This is a genomic window from Corallococcus exercitus (genome assembly GCF_003611585.1).
Classification (GTDB): domain Bacteria; phylum Myxococcota; class Myxococcia; order Myxococcales; family Myxococcaceae; genus Corallococcus; species Corallococcus exercitus.
Window position 1 is genome coordinate 1 of sequence record NZ_RAVW01000058.1, and the last position, 18,545, is coordinate 18,545.

The window sequence follows — 18,545 nt, forward strand, 5'->3', positions numbered from 1 at the left end:
GCGCCAGCCCCGTCAGCGCGAAGGCCCACACCGCGCCCAGGCCGGGCGCCTGCGCGGCGACCTCCGCGGGCGCGAAGAAGATGCCGACGCCCACGATGCCGTTGACGCCCAGGGCCAGCAGTTGGAACGGCCCGATGGTGCGCTCGGGCGCGACGCCGGAAGGAAGGGTGGACACGGCCGGGACTTCACTACACCCGCGCCCCGCGCACCATCACCGTGCGCGCCCTCAGGGGTGGGAGAGCAGCACGCTGAGCGCGGCCATGCGTCCGGACGGGGACTGCTTCTCCAGGGATTGGGGGATGGCGACGAAGACGTCGTTGTCACGCTGCTCGCCGCAGGCGCGCGTCCCCCGGTAGTGCTTGCGGTCGCGCTCGATGATGAGGTTGTAGCCGCACGCCCCCACCGTCCCCGTCAGTTCATCCGGGCTGAGCGTCAGCGACGAGGGCTGGCCCGCGAAGGTGCCCGCCATCTCCACCACCTCCGGCCGCTCGCGCACGGAGAGGTCCACCGGTTCCTGGTTCACGGTGCCCTGGATGCGCTGGTCCGACAGCTTCAGGTCCACGGGCTGCTGGAACGCCTGGCCCTTCAGCGCGGTGTCCGTCATCTGGAGTTGCAGGTCCGGCCCGTGGAGCCCCTGCGCGTCGACGTTCGCACGCACGGTCGTCCGGGGCGTGCGTAGCTCCACGGTGTCGTTGCGCTTCGCCAGGGCGGATCCGCCCGCGAGCAGGGCGGCAACGGTGAGGATGCGAGCGATTCTCATGCTCCAAAGCTGGGGCATCGGGCCGCGCGCCACCAGGGCCGCGCCCCGGCTGCCTGGCGGGCCGCATGTGCTCGCGCGGGAGGGGCCGCCCGCTCCGGAAGGGAAGCGGCCGTCGTGATATCCGTGGGCGCGTGCCCCGCACGCGCCTGCTGGCCCTCCTCGTCGCATTCGTCGCCGTCCTGGTCGCCATCTGGCAACGCGCCCATGCCGTGGAGCGGCTGGGCCAGGACTTCGACGAGGCGACCTACCTGCCCATCGCCTTCACCTACGCCGGGATGATGGAGGAGGGCCGCTGGGGCGACATCGGGAAGCTGCGGGAGAACTTCGAACACCCGCCGCTGGTGAAGCTGCTCTTCGCGCAGGCCGTGCGGGTGACGGGCGCTCCCGAACCCGACTGGTCGGATGTCCCCATGGGCCAGCCCATCCCGGACGCCGCGCGCCCCGTGTTCCGCGCGACGCGGAGCCTGTCGGCGGTGGCCGGGGTGCTCCAGGTGGGGCTGGTGGCGCTCGTGGATCCGCTGGGCGCGCTGCTGCTCGCGTGGGACCCGTACCACACGAAGTACACGTCCCAGGCCTACTTGGAGGCGGTGCCGGGGCTGCTCGCGGTCCTCGCGCTGCTCGCCTTCGAGCGCGCCCGGCGCAAGGGCTTCTCGCCGGGCTGGACCGCGGTGTCCGGCGCGCTGCTGGGGCTCGCGGCGGCGGGGAAGTATCCGTATGGGCTGGTGGGCGGGCTCACGTTCCTGCCGTTCCTGGTGGCGGGCGCGCGCACGCGGTGGCGTCCGTGGGCGGCCATCGTCGTGTCCACGGCGGCGGCTTTCATTCTCGTGAACCCCGCGCTGTGGTCGTCGCCGTTCGCGCTGCTGTGGGAGTCCATCACGTTCCACTGGGACTATTCGCACAACGAGCACGTGCGCCGCGCGGCGCTGCCCTGGTACCAGCCGCTCGCGTTCCTCACGGACAACTGGTTGTCGGCTTCCGACCCGGGCATCTACCTCACGCACTTCAACGCGCGGGCGCTGCTGCCGCTGGCGGTGGTGGGCCTGCCCAGGACGTGGCGCGAGCGCCCCGTGTGGGCGGTGGGCGCCGTCGTGGGGCTGGTGTTCCTGCTGCTGTGGAACACCAAGTGGCCGCAGTACCTGCTGCTCGTCCTCCCCGCGCTGTGCGTCTGCGCGGGCGGGGGCGTGCGGACCGTGGCCAGCGGGGCCGTGCGGCTCTACCGCAAGGTCCAGGGCTCGCGCTCGCGCGTCAGCGCAGGTGTGTGAAGACGCACGGGTCGGCGGGCAGTTCCAGGTCGCAGGTGGGCATCAGGCACGTCACCTTCGCGCGACGGGGCAGGGGCACCCAGCCCGACCGGCACAGCAGGGAGACCGGAGTGCCGGGCCCGCGCAGCATGCCCGCGCACGCCACGCCCCGGCGCTCCATGTCCTGCATGGCCACCTGGAGCAGGCGCTGCCGGTCCTCGGCGGACACGGAGTCGTGGAAGGCCATCAGGTCCACGACCTCCGCGGTGAGCTCCCCCACGCCCGTCATCAGCAGGCTGTGGGAGCTGATGAGCCCGCGCACCTCGCCGTCCTGCTCCAGCACGAGGGTGTGGGGCACGTCCCGGTACTGGAGCTGGGCCGCCAGTTGCTCGGTCGTGTACGTGTAGCCCAGCGTCACCGGGCGCAGCATGTCGTGGACCAGCGTCGCGCAGCGGCCCAGGTCCGCCAGTTGATAGGGGCGGATGCCCTCGCGGTCCGCCTCGCGGAAGCGGTGCCGCAGGAAGGGCTGCGCCAGCGTGAACAGCCTCCGCTCGTTGTCCGTGAAGGACCAGCGGGCGAGCGCTCGCGCATCAAAGGCATACATCCACAGCCCGAGCCCACCGAAGAGGCGCGTGTTCCACGTCCTGTGCCAGAAGCCCGGCGGGCGGGGCTCCGTGGTCGTGAAGCCCAGGGTGAGCCGCGCCGCCCGGTCCTGGTGACGCCGGAGCATTTCCTGCGCCAGCTTCGCGCCAATGCCCTGCCCGCGATGGGAGTTCGTGACGGTGGCCCGGAGTCCATAGCTGCCGTCCACTTCCAGGCGTCCCAGGCGGAGCCTCGCGGGCTCCGCGAAGAGGGTCCCCACCAGCGTCTTCCCCTCGTACGCCGCCAGCAGGTAGTCGCGCGGCGCCCGCCCGCCCCGGAACAGCCGCCAGTCGCAGAAGCGCTTGTCCCAGACGGGCAGCGGCGCCGTCTTTCCGTAGGTGGACTGCCAGACGCGGTTGAGGAACCAGGAGGCCTCGGAGGCGTCGCCGTCGAACGTGCGCACCTCAATCATGGCCTGCCCCCGGGGACGGGATTCCGGAGCGCGAAGCCTCGCCATGCGCTTGCTTTCATGGCGTTGAAGGTAGGGAGGGCGGCCGTGCTGGAAAGCGGCTGCCGTGGACGGTTACGTCCTGGCTGTCATTGCGGCGTCAATGCCAGCCGTTCCGAGTGCGGTGGCCCACAGGCCCCGCGCCAGGAGGGCGGGGGAGTGTGCGAAGCCCACCGCCTCGCGCTCGCTCAAGGGGGCGGTGTGAGGGCGAAGTCCGCGTACACCGCGCCATGGTCGGAGCCGCCGTAGCCATCGCCGTCGCGGGCCACGCGGAAGGAGCCCGGCACGTAGGTGCCGCCCCCGCCGGGCGCGAGGAAGAGGTGGTCGATGGCCTGACCCCGGCCGGAATAGACATACGACCACGTCGCGCTCTCCGGCCGGTCCCTGGCGACGCGCAGGAGGCCCTGGTCCAGGGCGTTGATGGCGTCCGACCCGGGGACGTCGTTGAGGTCTCCGCCGAGCACCACCAGCGCGGAGGGGAACTCCTTCGCCGACTCCAGGAGGATGTCCCGCGAGGCATTGGCTTCCGCGATGCGGCGGCCGGGATCGTCGTCCACCTTGGAGCGGAAGTGCGCCGCGAAGACGATGACGTGCGCGCCGTCCACGTCCAGGTGCACCTCGAGCAGGTCGCGCGAGAAGCGGGTGGCCGAGCCGTCCGGCCTGTAGATGTATTGGCCGCGGTGGCTGCGCACTTCCGTGATGGGGAAGCGGGAGAGGACCGCCACGTCCACCGACGCCGCGGAGTAGGTCTCCCCGAGCCGCGAATAGGTGAACTGTGGAACCCGGCTCCGGAGCCCATCCAGCGAGGCCTGCGTCTCCACCTCTTCCAGCATCACGATGTCCGCTTCGAGCGCGGTGATGGCCCGGCCGAGCTGGTCCACCTGTGCCGCGAACTCCGCCTCGGTGGGCAGCTCCTCGTAGTTGGAGCCGCCGCAGGAGCCCGTGTCGCAGACGGTGTCGAAGAGGCGGTGCACATTGAACGCCGCGATGCGCACGCGGGTGTCGGACAGGGCCGGCGTCCCGCTGTCGGGCTGAGGGCAGTTGCCCTGGACACACGCCCCGGCGTCCGGAACCTGCAGGGGTTGAGGAGACGCACCGTCACAGCCCGCCAGGGCGAGCACCGCGCCCCACAGGGCGAGGTTCGAGCGAAGACGGAAGCGGAAGGGGGGCCGCGGCGAGGGTGACATCGGGGCGGCAACCTATCACCGCGCTTTCTCATGGGGCGGGCGGACCGGCTCGAAGTGTCCGACGACGCAGCGCGGCTCGCCCCTTCGGCCGTGCGCGGACTCCGGGTCCCGGTGAGGTGGACCCCGGGTGGAGGCTGTTCCATCGCTCCCGGGCCCGGCCGTGCCGACCGGCCACGGGAGGGCGGGCGCCGTTCGGCGTGGCTCCGCGACCGCTCGCCCCCGAGGCCTCCGACCGAGCCGCCGGGCGTGTGCATCCTGTCGTCATGTCGGGCGCGGACGCGCCCGCGAGGTGCCGACGCCATGAACCCGTCCGTTCCCATGTCCCCCCTTCCTCCTTCTCCCGCCCCTTCCGTCGCGGCACCAGCCCGGCCGCTGCTGCCCTGGGTGCGCGCCCCGCGCCGCACGCTGGCGGCGTCGCTCTCCCTGGGCGTGTTCGCGGAGGTCCTCCTCGACCGGGAGCGCTGGGGCCTGGGCTTCCCGCTCATGGTGGCGGCCCTGGTGGGCGCGCTCGCGTGGCTGGGCGGACGTGAAGGCTGGCAGCGCGCGCGGCCCAATGCGTGGCTGCTGGCCCCGCTGGGGCTGGTCAGCGCCTTCGTGGCGGTGCGGGACAGCTCCTGGCTCCTGGCGCTCAACGTGCTGACGGCGGCCGTGCTCCTGATGCTGCTCTCGCACTTCTGGGCCGCGGGCCGCCTGGAGCGGCTGGGGCTCACCGACTATGCCTCCGTCGTCCTCGGCTCCGCCGTGCAGACCCTGCGCTACCCACCGGCGCTCGTCCGGGACAGCGTGGACGTGCAAGGCCTCAAGGCCCACTCGCGCTTCCTGGGGGCGCTGTCGCGGGGCCTGCTGCTGACGCTGCCGGTGCTGTTCGTGTTCGGGCTGCTGCTCGAATCGGCGGATGGGGTCTTCTCCTCCACCATGCAGCGGCTGCTGTCCTTCGACCTGGGGCTGGACGTGGTGGTGGCGCGCGTCGTCGGCGTGGCGTTCAGCGCGTGCGTCGCGGCGGGCGTGCTGGGCCATGCGCTGCGCCGCCGCGCCTTGAAGGAGCTGGGGGACGCGGAGGTGACGTCCGCCACGCCGCGCCTGGGCTTCATTGAAGCGCTCATGCTCATCTTCGCCGTGGACGCGCTGTTCTTCGTCTTCGCGGCCTTCCAGGTGGCGTACCTGTTCGTCGGCGACGCGTCGTCCCCCGCGTCCGGCTACTCCTTCGCGGAGTACGCGCGGCGCGGCTTCTTCGAGCTGGTGGTCGTCTCCTCGCTCACGCTGGCGCTGGTGATGGCCCTGACGCGCTGGACGCGGCGCGAGACGCGCGTGGCGCAGACCGTCTTCCGCGCGGGCACGTCGCTGATGGTGGCGCTGACGCTGGTCATCCTCGCGTCGGCGATGCGGCGCCTGTCGCTGTACGAGGACGCGTTCGGCTACACGCTGCTGCGCGTGCACACGCATGTCTTCATGGTGGCGCTGGGCGCGGCGCTGGCGTGGCGCGCGGTGACGCTGTGGTGGAAGCAGGAGCGCTTCGCGGTGGGCGCCTTCGCCACGGCGCTGGGCGCGGTCCTGGTGCTCAACTTCCTCAACCCGGAGGCCTTCATCGTCCGCCACAACCTGGCGCGGTATGCGCGTACCGGGTCGTTGGACACCGAAATGTTCTATCACCTGTCCGCGGACGCCGTGCCCGGGCTGGTCCTGGCGGACTCCGCCGTCTCCAAGGACGACCCGTGGCGCCTGGCGCCCCTCCTGAACGAGCACCAGGAGCGGCTGTCCCAGGGGGACACGGTCCCGGAGTGGAACCTCTCTCGCTTCCTCGCGCGCCGGGCGCTCCTGCGGGCGGGAGGGTGGAGTGCGCCCGTGAATCCGTGAGGCACCCTGGCTAGATTGCGGCGCCATGATTGAAGTCGCCGGACGCCGTGCCTCGACGCTGCCCCCCATTCCCGCGGTCCTCATCGCCGTGGTGAGCGTGCAGGGGGGCGCCGCGCTCGCGAAGGGGCTCTTCCCCGTCCTGGGCGCGGCGGGGGCCGCGGGCCTGCGGCTGGTGCTCGCGTCGGCGATGCTGCTGGCCTACTTCCGGCCGCCGCTGTCGCGCTACACGCGGGCGCAGTGGGCGGCCATCGTGCCGTATGGCGTGGCGCTGGGCGTGATGAACCTCACGTACTACCTGGCCATCGCGCGCATCCCGCTGGGGCTCGCGGTGACGCTGGAGTTCGTGGGGCCCTTCGTGCTCGCGGTGGTGGGGTCGCGCAAGGCGCTGGACTTCCTCTGGGTGCTCTTCGCGGCGACGGGCATCGTGCTGATCACGCCCTGGACGGCACATCCCGGCGGGTTGGATCCGCTGGGCGTGGTGCTGGCGCTGACAGCGGGGGCGTGCTGGGCGCTCTACATCCTGATGGGCGGAAGGCTGTCGCGCCGCGTGCCGGAAGGGCAGGGCGTTGCGGCGGGCATGGTGGTGGCCATGCTGACGGTGCTGCCCTTCATGCTGCGCGAGGGCCACCTGGAGCGGCTGACGCCCGGCCTCTTCGCCGCGGGCCTGGGCGTGGCGCTGTTGTCCAGCGCGCTGCCGTACACGCTGGAGATGCGGGCGCTGGGGCAGCTCTCCAGCCGCACCTTCGGCATCCTGATGAGCCTGGAGCCCGGCGTGGCCACGGTGGTGGGCTGGCTGTTCCTGCGTGAGCACCTCACGCCCCTGCAATGGCTGGCGGTCGCGCTGGTGAGCGTCGCGTCCGCGGGGGCGACGCTGACGGCGAAGCAGCTCCCTCCGCCCGTGGAGGCGTGACGCCTGCTCAGAAGTCGTGGACGACGAGGTCGAACCGGCAGTGTCGCGCCAGCAGGTCCAGCAGCTCATCCAGCGGCGCGTTCAACCGGTGTCGGTAGAGGTCCAGGCCGACCAGGGATTGATCCACCTTCCACGCATCCATCGCATCGAGCATGGGACGCATCCGGCCGGTGAGCCACAGCCGGGTCCAGGCGCCTTGAGTCCGGGCCAGGATGGGGCGCCGGTCCTTCACAACCAGCTCGACCCACAGATGTCCCGACGTCTCGAGCGTGGAGCGGAAGCCCTTGGGCAGGAACGTGTATGTCTTCTCCCGCCAGCCTTCGGGATGCCGCTCCATCGTAGGCGTCAGGCAGACGAACTCCACCTCCGGCCACGCGATGAAGACAGGCTTCGCGAGCAGCGGCCGCAAGGTGGCGCCCTGCTCGTCGAAGTCGACGCGAAGCGGAAGGCTCCGGTGCGTGAGCACTCCTGCCATCAGGGAAGTGAATCCAGCGCCGCGAGCAGCCGCCCCACGTCCTCCGCCGTGTTGTAGTGCAGCAGCGAGGCGCGCACCGCGCCGTCGGGCATGAGCCCCAGCGCCTGCGCCGCCATCGTCGCGTAGTAGTGCCCCGCCGCGACGCCCACGCCCTGCTCGGCCAGGTGCTCGGCCACGGCGCGCGGTGCAAGGCCGGTCACGTTGAAGCAGAAGGTGGCCACGCGCCCGGTGGATGTCTTCGGCCCGTAGAGCTGGACTCGCGGGTGCCGCGACAGCTGCTCCAGCGCGGCCTCTAGCAGCGGCTGCTCCAGCTGCGCGATGCGCTGGAAGGCCCGCGTCAATCCCTCACGTCCCGGCTGGCCACCGCCCAGCACGTCACGCAGGTAGCGCAGCGAGCCCAGCCAGCCCGCCCAGCCTTCGTGGTTCGCCGTGCCCGGCTCGAACTTCTGCGGGCCGTCATCCGGCATGAACCACAGCTTGTCCGCCGGCAGTCCCGCGAGCAGCTCGCGCCGCACGAACAGACAGCCCAGGTGCGGACCGAAGACCTTGTACGGAGAGAACACGGCGAAGTCCGCGCCCCAGGCCCGCACGTCCGGCAGGTGGTGCGGACCGGAGTGCACCGCGTCCACGAACAGCCACGCGCCCACGCCGTGCGCCACCTCCGCCGCGGCGGCCACGTCCGGCGTCGCGCCCACGGAGTTCGCCGCCGCCGTCACCGCCACCAGCCGCGTGCGCGGCGTGACGAGCTTGCGCAGCTCCGCGGCCTCCAGCCGGCCCTCGGGCCAGCTCGCGCGCCAGGTCGTCACCTTCACGCCCTGCGCCTCCAGCGCGCGCCACGGGGCCGCGTTGGATTCGTGCTCCAGCTCGGAGATGACGACCTCGTCGCCTGCCTGGAAGAGGCGCGAGAAGGCCCGGCCCACCTGGAAGGTGAGCGCGGTGGCGCTGGGCCCGAGCATCACCTCGTCGGGCCGGCAGTTGAGGAACTCCGCCGTCTCCTCGCGCGCCCGGGCCTTGAGCGCGGTGGCCACTCGGGAGGCGGGGTAGGGCTGGCCCACGTTGCAGCTGCCGCCTGAGAGGAATTGATGGATGGCGTCGATGCAGTGCGTGGGCACCTGCGCCCCGGCGGCGTTGTCCAGGTAGCTGAAGCCGGACCGCAGGGCGGGGAAGTGCTCGGCGAAGGGGGAGGGCATGGGGCGCGAAGCATAGCCCTCCGCCCTCCCGGAGGCGCGCCGGACTACGGCGTGCCGAAGTCCTGCGTCCAGTAGGACTTGTAGGTGCTGGACGGTGCGTTGAAGTAGCCGACGCCCGTCTGCGTCAGCGCGCCGTTCATGATGTTGTTGCAGTGGCCCGTGCTGGCCATCCAGCCGGTCACCACCGCCGCCGGGGTGCCGTAGCCCGCGGCGATGTTCTCCGCCGCCGTCCGGTAGCTGTAGCCCGCGGAGGTCATGCGCTGCCACGGCGTGGTGTTGCCCGTGCCCGTGTGGCTGAAGAAGTTGTTCGTGCCCATGTCCTTGGAGTGCTTGCGCGCCGCACAGCGCAGCCTCGTGTCCAGCGTGAGCGGACCCACCGCCGGCTTCGCCACGCCGCCACAGGTGGCGCCCGCCGCGCGGCGCTGGTTGACGAGCGTGAGCACGTCGTTCTCGAACTGCACCCAGGCCGGGTCCCACGTCGTCACGTCGTCGCAGTAGGCGGCGCTCGCGCTCAGCCCGTTGCCGGCGACCTCCGTCTGGACCGGCGGCACCACGACGCCTTCACCCTGCGACGTGGGCGCCTCCTCGCCTCCACAGCCACCCAGCAGGGCAGCGGTGCTCAGCAACGTCAGACACAGCGAACGGGGCGTGGGCTTCATGGACAGACCTTTCACCGGCGGGGGCCGGTCAGGGGAGGGGTTCAGCGAGATGCATCTTTGTCCATGATTCCAGGTTTCGACCATGGACACTCCGTGCATTGTGATTGACGGGTGCGAGGGCAGGGTTGTGTCGACGGTATCGGTGACGGAAAGTTCCTTCCCGTGAAGACGCCTTCCGCTGTGCCTGCCGTTCGTTCCGTGGTGCTGGACACCAACGTGGTGCTGGACGTGTTCGTCTTTGACGACGCATTCACTCGGCCGTTGAAGGAGGCGCTGCGTTCAGGCGCGCTGACGGCGTGGGCGGACCGGCACACGCTGAAGGAGCTGGCGCTGGTGCTCGCCTATCCCTCGTTCAAGCTGGCGGCGGACGCGCAGCGGGCGGTGCGCGATGCGTACAGCGCGCTCGTGCGTGTCGCGGACGGGGAGGGGGCTCCGGTGGAGCTGCCGCCGTGCAGGGACCGGGATGATCAGAAGTTCCTCGCGCTGGCCGCGCGCGCGGGGGCCGCGTGGCTGGTGAGCAAGGACAAGCGCGTGCTGTCCATGGGCGGTGGGCGGCGGCTGCCGTTCGACGTGCTCACGCCGCGCCGTGCCTCGCAGGTGCTGGAGGCGGAAGGCTTCACGCGGAGCGTTTGAGACAGGCATGAAGCAGGCAGGCAGGGGTGCGTACGCGCAGTCAAAATCGCGCTCCGCGCTTGGTGGCCTGCGCATCTCGGGTCATCCTTCGGCCCGGTGCGTTCCTCACTCCTGATCCTCCTGCTCTGCGCCGGCTGTGCCGCGCGTGTCGTCACCCCCGTCCCGGCGCCTGCTCCGGCACCGGCCCAGGCCGCGTCAGCGATGCCGCCCGTGGAGACTCCGGCCGCGACGCCGCCCGCGCAGGCCGCGGCTCCGGCCCCGGGTGCGCCCCAGCAGGCCACGCCTCCGGTCAGCGCGTCCGGTGCCCCCGCCGCGATGCCGTCCCCGGCGGAGGTGGCCGCCGTCGTCACCGACGCCGCCGTGCGTGAGAACCCCTGCCCGGTGGAACCGGAGGAGGAGGACGACGAGGCCACCGCCGCCACCGACGACGAGGGCGTGAGCGAGGAAGGCGAGATGCAGGCGCCGCTCGCGCCCGCCGCGCCCGCGGGGCCGCTGTACACCGCCGACCTGTCCGACGAGGCGCTCACCGAGGCGTGGAAGAAGGACCCGTCCACGCTGGGCTCCATGTCCATCGGCTTCGTGGAGAGCGGCCGGCAGCTCAACAGCGTGCGCGTGCCGGATGACAAGGATTGGCTCGTGGTGTCGCCGGAGATCGCCTACGGCACGCAGGAGACGGTGGACTACGTGGTCGCCGCCATCCGCGCCGTGCGCGCGCAGTACCCGAACGTGCCCCCGCTGCGCGTCAACCGCCTGTCCACCAAGGACGGCGGCTATCTGCGCCCGCACAAGAGCCACCAGAACGGCCGCGACGTGGACCTGGGCTTCTACTACCCGACGGCGGAGCCGGTGCGTGAGCGCGAGCGGGAGCGCTACATCGACGTGGCCATGAACTGGGCGCTGGTGCGCTCGCTGGTGGTGAACACCGACGTGCAGATGATCCTCGTGGACAAGCGCGTGCAGAAGGTCCTGTACGACTACGCGCTGTCCATTGGCGAGGACAAGGCGTGGCTGGATTCGCTGTTCAACGCGGGCTTCAACTCACTCATCAAGCACGCGCGCCGGCACCGCGACCACTTCCACGTGCGCTTCTTCAACGGCCGCGCGCAGGAGCTGGGCCGCCGGGTGGCGCCGCTGCTGGCGCTGCAGCCGGACCAGAACCTCATGATGTACAAGGTCCGCAACGGGGACACGCTGGGCGGCATCGCGATGCGCCACAACTCCAGCGTGGTGGCCATCAAGAAGGCCAACCGGATGCGCAACACGTTCCTGAGCATCGGCCGGCGGCTGGTGATTCCGCTGAAGGGGCCGTGCACGCACTGCCCCATCCCCCCGCCGGTGCAGCTGCCGCCGCGCCGGATGCCTCCCCAGACGCAGGCCCCCGCTTTGGTGAACACGGCGCCCGCGGCTTCGGGCAAGCTGCCCAACCCGTGTACTCCCGCCGCGCCGGCACCGACGCCGGTGGCCGTCCCCACGGGTGTTCCGTCCGGTCTGTCGACCGCACGCTGAAAGGGCTTCTGTTTCCATGGCAACTCCGCACATCTCCGCGTCCCCCGGTGACTTCGCCGAAGTGGTCCTCATGCCGGGCGACCCGCTCCGGGCGCGCTACATCTCCGAGCGCTTCCTGGAGAACGCGCGCCCCGTTACGGCGGTGCGCAACATGCTGGGCTTCACCGGCACCTTCCGGGGCAAGCGGCTGTCGGTGATGGGGCACGGCATGGGCGTGCCGTCCATCTCCATCTACGCGACGGAGCTGGTGAAGACCTATGGCGCGAAGGTGCTCATCCGCGTGGGCAGCTGCGGCGCGCTGCGCACGGACGTGAAGCTGCGCGACGTCATCGTGGCGATGGGCGCGGGCACGGACTCCAACGTGAACCGCATGCGCGCCATGGGCCACGACTTCCCGGCGGTGGCGGACTTCACGCTGGCCCGGCGCGCGGTGGAGGCGGCGGAGAAGCGCAACAGGCCGGTGCGCGTGGGCAACGTCTTCACGTCCGACCTCTTCTACCACCCGCAGGAAGCGCTCAACGCGACGCTGGCGAAGATGGGCATCCTGGCGGTGGAGATGGAGATCGCCGGCCTGTACGGCGTGGCGGCGGAGTTCGGCGCGCGCGCGCTGGCCATGCTCACGGTGTCGGACCACATCCTCACCGGCGAGCACCTGTCGCCGGAGGACCGTCAGACGACGTTCGACGAGATGATCGAGCTGGCGTTCGACGTGGCCGCCTCCGAGGCGTGAGGGACCGAGCCATGGCCTTGCCTCCCCGCAGGGGCCCGGGTTCCCCGCTGGCGCGCAAGGCCGCGCAGCGCACGCCGGGCCACCACTACAACGCGAGCTTCCTGGCCTCGGCGGACCGCGCGGAGATATTGGCGTGGTTGGGCACGCTGCACCCGCTGTGGGAGGAGCGCTATTCGAAGCACTTCCCGCCGCCGGAGGGGCAGCAGCAGCGGCGGTTGCTGCGGCCGGTGTACTGGCTGGGCAACTGGCAGTTCGCGTGCCTGGACTACTACCGGCCTCCGAAGGGCGTGAAGGACCGCTGCGTGAAGGCGGAGCCATTCCCGGCGGTTCTGCAGCGGCAGATCGTGAAGGTGGAGGCGCTGGCGCGGCGGATGTTCCGGGGCCCGGACATGCCGCAGGGCTGGCACCTCAACACGTGCTTGGTGAACTTCTACGGCAGCCGGTTGGAGGATGGCCGCTGGGTGGACACCGCGCGCGTGGGCGAGCACAAGGACTTCGAGCCGGGCCCGGTGGCGTCGCTGTCGCTGGGGGAGCGCGCGCTCATCCAGTTCGTCACGTCCACGCGGCCCGGCGAGCGCGACGCGGTGGTGCTGGAGCAGTGGCTGGATGACGGGTCGCTGCAGCTCTTTGGCGGGGCGCAGTGGAAGGAGCAGACGTTCCACCGGGTGCAGCGGGTGGACACGCGCGCGGGCCACGTGATGCCGCCGGAGCTGCCGGACTTCCGCACGCGGCGCATCAACCTGACGTTCCGCTATGTGCCGGACGCGCACGTGACGCCGTTCGCGGCGCTGAGCCCGGAGGCCCGCGAGGACGTGCGTCCGTACATGGCGACGCTCGCGAAGGGCAGCCGCTTCTTCCGTGAGGAGCTGGCGCGCGAGCCGCCGGTGAAGGCGGAGTAGGGCGCGGCGCGTCCGGAGCGGCGCGGTTCGAACTGGTCCGACTGTCGGACCGGTTGCCGCTGTTCGGTTGAGGCGGAAAGCCCCGGGACTGGCGGCCGACGAGGGTGGCCCGATGGGGAACGTCCGCGGAGGTCTGAACTGGTCCGACTGTCGGACCGGTTGCCGCTGTTCGGATGAAGCGGACAGCCCGGGCCTGGAGGCCGACGAGGCCGGTCCGCTGGGGGCCACCGCAGTGGCTGAACTGGTCCGACTGTCGGACCAGTTCATGCGGTGCGCTCCGGATGGGCCGCCCCCGCGGGGCTCTCAGCCCCGGGGACGGACCTCAGGTCTGAAGGCTCAGGAGGAGCCCGTCTCGGGGTTCGAGGACGAGGCCGCGGGCGGACGGCCCACGTAGCTCACCTGGGGCGCGGCACCGCGGGAAGGACGTCCCGCGCCGCGCTCCGGACCCTGACGGGGCATCCGGGGGCCGTTGTTGGGCAGGTTGCCTCGCGCCTCGCGGGGATTCGCTCCCGGGCCCCGGCCGTTCTGGCGCGGCTCGTCGCCCTGCTGCGGCCGGCCGTTCATTCGCGGCTCGCCGTTCTGCTGGGGCGCGCCGTCCTGGATGGAGCCTTTGTTGCGCGGAGGCCGACCGTTCATACGGGGGCCGTCATTGCGCTGCTGCCCGTTCGCGCGGGACTCGCCGGACGGTTGCGCCGTGCCGTTCATCCCGGCTCCGTCCTGTGCGTGCCGCGCCGGAGCTTCGGACATCCAGTCGCCGCCGTCCTGCCGGGGCTGGCCGTTCGTGCGCGCCTGCGCTCCAGCGCCATCCTGGCGGGATCCGCCGTTCTGCTGCGGCCGGCCATTCGCGCGCCACTCGCCGCGCGGCGGTCGGCCGTTCTGCCTGGGCTCGCCGTTCTGCTGCGGCGCCTGACCGTTGGTCCCCAGCTCGCCATGGGGCTGACCGTTCATTCGCGGCTCGCCTCCATACGGCTGACCGTTCTGGCGTGACGGACCGTTCTGGCGCTGCGGAGCCTGGCCGTTCTCGCCGTGCGCCTGGCCGTTCATGCGACCGTTCTGCCGCTGCGGGGCCTGCTCGTTCGGAACCGACTCACCGCCGGGGGCTTGGCCGTTCATGCGTGGCTGACCGTTCTGCCGCTGCGGGCCGTTTTGCCGCTGTGCGGCCTGCCCGTTCTCGCCGTACGGCTGGCCGTTCTGGCGCTGCGGGCCGTTCTGACGCTGCTGCGCCTGGCCGTTCATGCGCTGGCCGCTCTCACCATGCGGCTGGCCATTCATACGTGGCTGGCTGTTCTCGCCGTGCGCCTGGCCATTCATGCGCTGACCGTTCTCGCCGTGCGCCTGGCCGTTCATGCGCGGCTGGCCGTTCTCGCCGTGCGCCTGGCCGTTCATGCGCGGCTGGCCGTTCTCGCCGTGCGTCTGGCCGTTCATGCGCTGCTGGCCGTTCTCACCATGCGGCTGGCCGTTCATGCGCGGCTGCCCGTTATCACCGTGCGGCTGGCCGTTCATGCGCGGCTCACCGTTGGGCGAACGCGGCGGACGTCCATCGCGGCGCGGCTCGTTGCGCGGGTTGCCGTTGCGCGGACCGCCCTGCTGCGGCCGGCCGTTCGCGCGCGCATCCGCCTGTGCCGCCGGAGGATTCGCTCCCTGCGCCGGAGCGCCGTTGCGCGGTGCTCCCTGCTGCGGACGCCCGGGGTTGCCGTTGGGCCGATTGTTGTTGCCCGCGCCCTGCTGCGGACGCGCCCCCGCGTTCTGCTGCGGTCCCGCGCTGCCGGGCCGGGGCGCATTGCCGTTGCGCGGCGGCGGCTTGCCGCCGAACCCACCACGTCGGCGCCCATCCCGCGGGCTCGACGTGACGACCGGCCGCCCGCGCTCGCCGCCACCCTGGCGCAGCACCAGCGCCTCCAGCGCGCGCAGCTCCGCCTCCTCCTCGCTGAGCCCTTCCTCCACCGCCGCCACGGGCGCCGGAGCCGGACGGAACTCGTTGCGCCGGGGCTGCTCCTCCAGCGGATAGCGCTCCTGCCGGGAGCCCTGGCGGCCGGGGCCCCCCTGCTTGCGAGGCGCCTCGCGGAACGTGCCCGACGGCATGAAGTCCGGCGTCAGGTCGCGCCGCACGTACGCGTTCCAGATTTCACCCGTGTCGCCCGCACGGCTCGCCAGCCGGGCCGAAAAGCCCGCCAGGAACTCCCGCACGTTGTCCAGGTCGCGGCGGAAGTAGAACTCCGCCTGGCTGTTGCGAGCCGCCGCCACCGTCTGCGGAAAGTCGATGATGGTCGGCCCGGAGCCGCTCATCAGGATGTTGTAGGGCGACAGGTCCCCGTGAATGAGGTCCGCGCACAAGGTGCGAATCACCTGGGCCCGCAGGTCCAGGTAGAGGGCCTCGGCCTCCTCGGGCGTCTGGGGCGGGGCCTCCACGAGCCGGGGCGCGGGCTGGCCTTCCGCGTCCAGCACCAGCTCCATCAGGAGGATGCCCTCGTAGAACATCACGGGCGTGGGCACGCGCACACCTTGCGCGTGCAGCTTGTAGAGCGAGTCCGCTTCCGCGTTCTTCCACGCCTCTTCCGCGGCGGCCTGCCCGAAGCGGCTGCCCTTCTCCATGGCGCGGCGCGTGCGCGAGTTGCGCACCTCGCGGCCTTCCTTGTAGCCGGAGTTGTTGCGGAAGTTGCGCTCGTGGCGCTCCTTGTACAGCTTCGCTGCGACGACCTGGCCGGCGTGCTGGACGAGCCACACCTCCGCCTCCTTCCCCGTCTTCAGCTGGCCGATGACGGCGTCGATGATGCCGTCGGCGAGGAGGGTCTCGAGGGAGTCATTCATTCTTAGGCAAAAGGCCGGAACGGCACGGGGCGGGGAGCTTCAGTCGCTGCGCACATCGGCGGCCCCTGCACGCCATGATGCACGTTGGAGATGAGAACACCGGGCAGCCCCTGATTTCCATCGCCGTCACGCTGAGCGTCATCCAGAAGGCCCACGGACCGCTTGCTAGCAGCTTGGGAAGCAGGGGGCCAGGGGTGCCCCCGTCCCGGTATCCTGTTCGCCGTCCATCCCTGCCCGGGGACCGGATTGACGTCCGCCAGCGTCCAACCGGTTTTTCCACCAGGAGCGTTTCCGCCCATGAAGGTCCTACTCGCGTGGGGTGTCCTGCTGGCCTCGCTATGCGCCCACGCCGAGGACCGGGTCGCGGAGGCCCGGAAGCGGCAGACGGCCGGCCTGGTCCGGCTGTTCAAGGACGCGGGGCTGTCCTGGCCCCCGGAGGAGCTCTACCTCCGGGCCTTCAAGGCCGAGCGCGAGCTGGAGGTCTGGGCGGGGCGCAAGGGCCAGCCGCTGGTGAAGGTGCGGACCTACCCCATCTGCGCGGCCTCCGGCGAGCTGGGACCCAAGCGGGCCTACGGCGACCTGCAGGTCCCGGAGGGCTTCTACACGGTGGACCTCTTCAACCCGAAGAGCGCGTACCACCTGTCCATGCGGGTGAGCTACCCGAACGCGCTCGACCGCAAGCTGGGCGCCGCCAACCCCGGGGGGGACATCTACATCCACGGCGACTGCGTGAGCATCGGCTGCATGGCCATCGAGAACGGACCCATCGAGGCCCTCTACGTGATGGTGTCCGAGGCCCGCGCGCGCATGGGCCGCGACGTGCCGGTGCACGTCTTCCCGCGCCGGCTGGACGCGGCGGGGCTCGCGGCGCTGGAGGCCCTCGCCGGCGTCCCCGAGGCACGCAAGGCCTTCTGGCGCGGCCTGGAGCCGGGCTACCGCCTCTTCGAGGAGTCCCGGCGTCCCCCTCGGGTGAAGGTCGACACCGCCGCGTCCGCCTACGTGGTGACGCCCGCTCCCCAGGCCCGGGCGCACTGAGGAGCTGGTAGAACCCTCGGGTGGATGGGCCGCTCGGCCGGAGCCGGCTCTTGGGGAAGAAGCGCACATGAAATCGACTGTCTCGTCGCAGGAGTCCGGAGTCCCTGGGGGCGCTCGCGCGCTCACGTCCCTCACGACGACGGAGCTGGCCGCGGCCTTGCGTGAGCGGCACGTCAGCGCGGTGGAGGCGCTGGACGCCTTCATCGCCCGTGCCCGTCAGCTCAACCCCGCGCTCAACGCGGTGGTGACGTGGGACGAGGCCCAGGCCCGGAAGCGGGCGGAAGCGGCGGACGCGGCGCTGGCCCGGGGCGAGCTGTGGGGCCCGCTGCACGGCGTGCCCTTCACGGTGAAGGACGCGTACAGCACCCAGGGGCTGCGCACGACGTCCGGCCATCCGGCCTTCGCGGAGTACGTGCCCGCGCAGGACGCGACCGTGGTGGCCCGGCTCAAGGCCGCGGGGGCCATCCTCTTCGGCAAGACGAACCTGCCGCCGTTCGCGGGGGACTTCCAGACGGACGGGCCTCTCTGGGGCCGGACGAACAACCCGCATGACCTGGGGCGCACGTCGGGCGGCTCCAGCGGTGGCTCGGCGGCGGCGGTGGCGGCGGGGCTCACCCCGTTCGAGGTGGGCAGCGACATTGGCGGCTCCATCCGGCAGCCGGCGCACTACTGCGGCATCGTGGGCATCAAGCCCACGGAGCACCGCGTCTCCACCTTCGGCCACGTCCCGGACCCGCCGGGCGGGCCGCGCCACGTGCGCCACATGGCCTGCTCGGGGCCGCTGGCGCGCTCGGTGGCGGACGTGCGGCTCATCCTGTCGCTCATCGAGGGCGCGGATCCGCGAGCCCCGGAGGTGCCGCCCGTCGTGCCGGTGGGGGCCGCGAAGCCCCGGGCCCTGAAGGGGCTGAGGCTGGCGTGGGCGGACACGCTGGGGCCCTTCCAGGCGGACCGCGAGACGCGGGAGTTGCTCCAGCGCTTCACCGCCGCCGCGCGCGCGGAGGGCGCCGTGGTGGAGCAGGCGGTGCCGCCGGGGCAGGACTTCACGGACCTCGTGGAGGTGTGGGGGCTGATGCAGGGCGGGGAGGTGGGCGCGCCTCTGCCCCCGCCCGTGCGCGAGGGCTACCAGCAGCAGTTCCTTCCCCTCGAACGCGACCTGCTGGCGAGGGCCATCGTGCAGGGCACGCGCGTGGACATGACGGGCTACGGCGCGGCGCTGACCCGGCGGGACGGGCACATCACGCTGCTGGAGGAGTTCCTGGCCGGCTGGGACGCGTGGCTCGTGCCGGTGGCGATGACGGCCGCGCCGGTGCACACGCCGTTCGGTGCGCCGGTGGAGGTGGACGGGGTGCCGCGCGAGTACCTGGAGGCCTTCGGCGGGTTCACCAGCCTGTTCAACGCGACGGGGAGCCCCGTCGTGGTGTTCCCGATGGGGTGCACGTCGGCGGGGCTGCCGGTGGGCGTGCAGCTCGTGGGGAGGCGGTGGGCGGACGGGGCGCTGCTCGACGTGGCGGAGGCGCTCCTGCCCCTGGGCGGTGGCGTGCGGTGGCCCCCGGCGTTCACGCCCTGAG

At 71.8% G+C, this 18,545-nt stretch carries 16 protein-coding genes; 9 read left to right on the top strand and 7 right to left on the bottom strand.

The genetic code is table 11. The features are described 5' to 3' along the window. Window positions 1-226: 226 nt before the first annotated feature. Complete coding sequence (locus D7W79_RS10220; RefSeq protein WP_120525165.1) at window positions 227-760, bottom strand: hypothetical protein; 534 nt, start codon at window positions 758-760, stop codon at window positions 227-229. A gap of 131 nt (window positions 761-891) precedes the next feature. On the opposite strand from D7W79_RS10220, the gene D7W79_RS10225 reads away from it, so the two are divergent. Beyond that, window positions 892-2,022 (top strand): hypothetical protein, encoded by a 1,131-nt coding sequence (locus D7W79_RS10225; protein ID WP_120525166.1) that lies wholly within the window; start codon window positions 892-894, stop codon window positions 2,020-2,022. On the opposite strand, the gene D7W79_RS10230 is transcribed toward D7W79_RS10225, so the two are convergent. Both D7W79_RS10230 and D7W79_RS10235 read right to left on the bottom strand, forming a co-directional pair. Further along, window positions 2,006-3,055, bottom strand: coding sequence for a GNAT family N-acetyltransferase (locus D7W79_RS10230; protein WP_120525167.1), 1,050 nt, complete (start codon window positions 3,053-3,055; stop codon window positions 2,006-2,008). The two genes, D7W79_RS10225 and D7W79_RS10230, sit on opposite strands and share 17 nt — an antisense overlap. Window positions 3,056-3,279: 224 nt before the next feature. Then, window positions 3,280-4,278: an endonuclease/exonuclease/phosphatase family protein gene (locus tag D7W79_RS10235; RefSeq protein WP_120525168.1), complete on the bottom strand. Its 999-nt coding sequence runs from the start codon at window positions 4,276-4,278 to the stop codon at window positions 3,280-3,282. Window positions 4,279-4,596: 318 nt separating this feature from the next. Between D7W79_RS10235 and D7W79_RS10240 the strand changes: the two genes are divergently transcribed. Together D7W79_RS10240 and D7W79_RS10245 are read left to right on the top strand one after the other, a co-directional pair. Next, on the top strand, window positions 4,597-6,132 hold the full coding sequence (locus tag D7W79_RS10240) for a DUF4153 domain-containing protein (protein WP_208729684.1): 1,536 nt from the start codon (window positions 4,597-4,599) through the stop codon (window positions 6,130-6,132). Window positions 6,133-6,157: 25 nt separating this feature from the next. After that, on the top strand, window positions 6,158-7,042 hold the full coding sequence (locus D7W79_RS10245) for an EamA family transporter (RefSeq protein WP_120525170.1): 885 nt from the start codon (window positions 6,158-6,160) through the stop codon (window positions 7,040-7,042). Between the two features lie 7 nt (window positions 7,043-7,049). On the opposite strand, the gene D7W79_RS10250 is transcribed toward D7W79_RS10245, so the two are convergent. Genes D7W79_RS10250 through D7W79_RS10260 form a run of 3 tightly spaced genes read right to left on the bottom strand, consistent with a single transcriptional unit; the run spans window position 7,050 to window position 9,366 of the window. Further along, on the bottom strand, window positions 7,050-7,517 hold the full coding sequence (locus tag D7W79_RS10250) for a hypothetical protein (RefSeq protein WP_120525171.1): 468 nt from the start codon (window positions 7,515-7,517) through the stop codon (window positions 7,050-7,052). Continuing rightward, window positions 7,517-8,707 carry a cysteine desulfurase-like protein gene (locus D7W79_RS10255; RefSeq protein WP_120525172.1) on the bottom strand — a complete coding sequence of 397 codons (1,191 nt, stop codon included), beginning with the start codon at window positions 8,705-8,707 and terminating at the stop codon, window positions 7,517-7,519. The genes D7W79_RS10250 and D7W79_RS10255 overlap by 1 nt, the downstream gene beginning before the upstream one ends. Before the next feature lie 44 nt (window positions 8,708-8,751). After that, window positions 8,752-9,366, bottom strand: a complete 615-nt coding sequence (locus D7W79_RS10260) for a CAP domain-containing protein (protein WP_120525173.1) — start codon at window positions 9,364-9,366, stop codon at window positions 8,752-8,754. 180 nt (window positions 9,367-9,546) lie between these two features. On the opposite strand from D7W79_RS10260, the gene D7W79_RS10265 reads away from it, so the two are divergent. The 4 genes from D7W79_RS10265 to D7W79_RS10280 all read left to right on the top strand — a co-directional run bounded on the left by D7W79_RS10265 (window position 9,547) and on the right by D7W79_RS10280 (window position 13,134). After that, window positions 9,547-9,999, top strand: coding sequence for a putative toxin-antitoxin system toxin component, PIN family (locus D7W79_RS10265; protein WP_244221693.1), 453 nt, complete (start codon window positions 9,547-9,549; stop codon window positions 9,997-9,999). 96 nt (window positions 10,000-10,095) lie between these two features. Next, window positions 10,096-11,505, top strand: coding sequence for a LysM peptidoglycan-binding domain-containing protein (locus D7W79_RS10270; protein ID WP_120525175.1), 1,410 nt, complete (start codon window positions 10,096-10,098; stop codon window positions 11,503-11,505). A gap of 16 nt (window positions 11,506-11,521) precedes the next feature. Next, complete coding sequence (gene deoD / locus D7W79_RS10275; protein WP_120525176.1) at window positions 11,522-12,235, top strand: purine-nucleoside phosphorylase; 714 nt, start codon at window positions 11,522-11,524, stop codon at window positions 12,233-12,235. Window positions 12,236-12,246: 11 nt separating this feature from the next. Then, entirely contained in the window at window positions 12,247-13,134 is an 888-nt protein-coding gene (locus tag D7W79_RS10280) for an alpha-ketoglutarate-dependent dioxygenase AlkB (RefSeq protein WP_120525177.1), read from the top strand. A gap of 336 nt (window positions 13,135-13,470) precedes the next feature. On the opposite strand, the gene D7W79_RS10285 is transcribed toward D7W79_RS10280, so the two are convergent. Next, window positions 13,471-15,942 (bottom strand): RIO1 family regulatory kinase/ATPase domain-containing protein, encoded by a 2,472-nt coding sequence (locus D7W79_RS10285; protein ID WP_120525178.1) that lies wholly within the window; start codon window positions 15,940-15,942, stop codon window positions 13,471-13,473. 297 nt (window positions 15,943-16,239) lie between these two features. On the opposite strand from D7W79_RS10285, the gene D7W79_RS10290 reads away from it, so the two are divergent. Both D7W79_RS10290 and D7W79_RS10295 read left to right on the top strand, forming a co-directional pair. Continuing rightward, window positions 16,240-16,977 (top strand): L,D-transpeptidase family protein, encoded by a 738-nt coding sequence (locus D7W79_RS10290; RefSeq protein ID WP_120525179.1) that lies wholly within the window; start codon window positions 16,240-16,242, stop codon window positions 16,975-16,977. 67 nt (window positions 16,978-17,044) lie between these two features. Further along, the gene (locus tag D7W79_RS10295) at window positions 17,045-18,544 is read left to right on the top strand and encodes an amidase (protein WP_120525180.1); all 1,500 of its coding nucleotides are present in this window, start codon (window positions 17,045-17,047) and stop codon (window positions 18,542-18,544) included. The last annotated feature ends 1 nt before the right edge of the window (window position 18,545 follow it).

What these genes read in the sequence shown, in the direction of transcription:
- D7W79_RS10220 (WP_120525165.1), bottom strand. Translation starts at nt 760, where the DNA reads ATGAGAATCGCTCGCATCCTCACCGTTGCCGCCCTGCTCGCGGGCGGA.
- D7W79_RS10230 (WP_120525167.1), bottom strand. Translation starts at nt 3,055, where the DNA reads ATGATTGAGGTGCGCACGTTCGACGGCGACGCCTCCGAGGCCTCCTGG.
- D7W79_RS10235 (WP_120525168.1), bottom strand. Translation starts at nt 4,278, where the DNA reads ATGTCACCCTCGCCGCGGCCCCCCTTCCGCTTCCGTCTTCGCTCGAAC.
- D7W79_RS10240 (WP_208729684.1), top strand. Translation starts at nt 4,597, where the DNA reads ATGTCCCCCCTTCCTCCTTCTCCCGCCCCTTCCGTCGCGGCACCAGCC.
- D7W79_RS10245 (WP_120525170.1), top strand. Translation starts at nt 6,158, where the DNA reads ATGATTGAAGTCGCCGGACGCCGTGCCTCGACGCTGCCCCCCATTCCC.
- D7W79_RS10250 (WP_120525171.1), bottom strand. Translation starts at nt 7,517, where the DNA reads ATGGCAGGAGTGCTCACGCACCGGAGCCTTCCGCTTCGCGTCGACTTC.
- D7W79_RS10255 (WP_120525172.1), bottom strand. Translation starts at nt 8,707, where the DNA reads ATGCCCTCCCCCTTCGCCGAGCACTTCCCCGCCCTGCGGTCCGGCTTC.
- D7W79_RS10260 (WP_120525173.1), bottom strand. Translation starts at nt 9,366, where the DNA reads ATGAAGCCCACGCCCCGTTCGCTGTGTCTGACGTTGCTGAGCACCGCT.
- deoD (WP_120525176.1), top strand. Translation starts at nt 11,522, where the DNA reads ATGGCAACTCCGCACATCTCCGCGTCCCCCGGTGACTTCGCCGAAGTG.
- D7W79_RS10280 (WP_120525177.1), top strand. Translation starts at nt 12,247, where the DNA reads ATGGCCTTGCCTCCCCGCAGGGGCCCGGGTTCCCCGCTGGCGCGCAAG.
- D7W79_RS10285 (WP_120525178.1), bottom strand. Translation starts at nt 15,942, where the DNA reads ATGAATGACTCCCTCGAGACCCTCCTCGCCGACGGCATCATCGACGCC.
- D7W79_RS10290 (WP_120525179.1), top strand. Translation starts at nt 16,240, where the DNA reads ATGAAGGTCCTACTCGCGTGGGGTGTCCTGCTGGCCTCGCTATGCGCC.
- D7W79_RS10295 (WP_120525180.1), top strand. Translation starts at nt 17,045, where the DNA reads ATGAAATCGACTGTCTCGTCGCAGGAGTCCGGAGTCCCTGGGGGCGCT.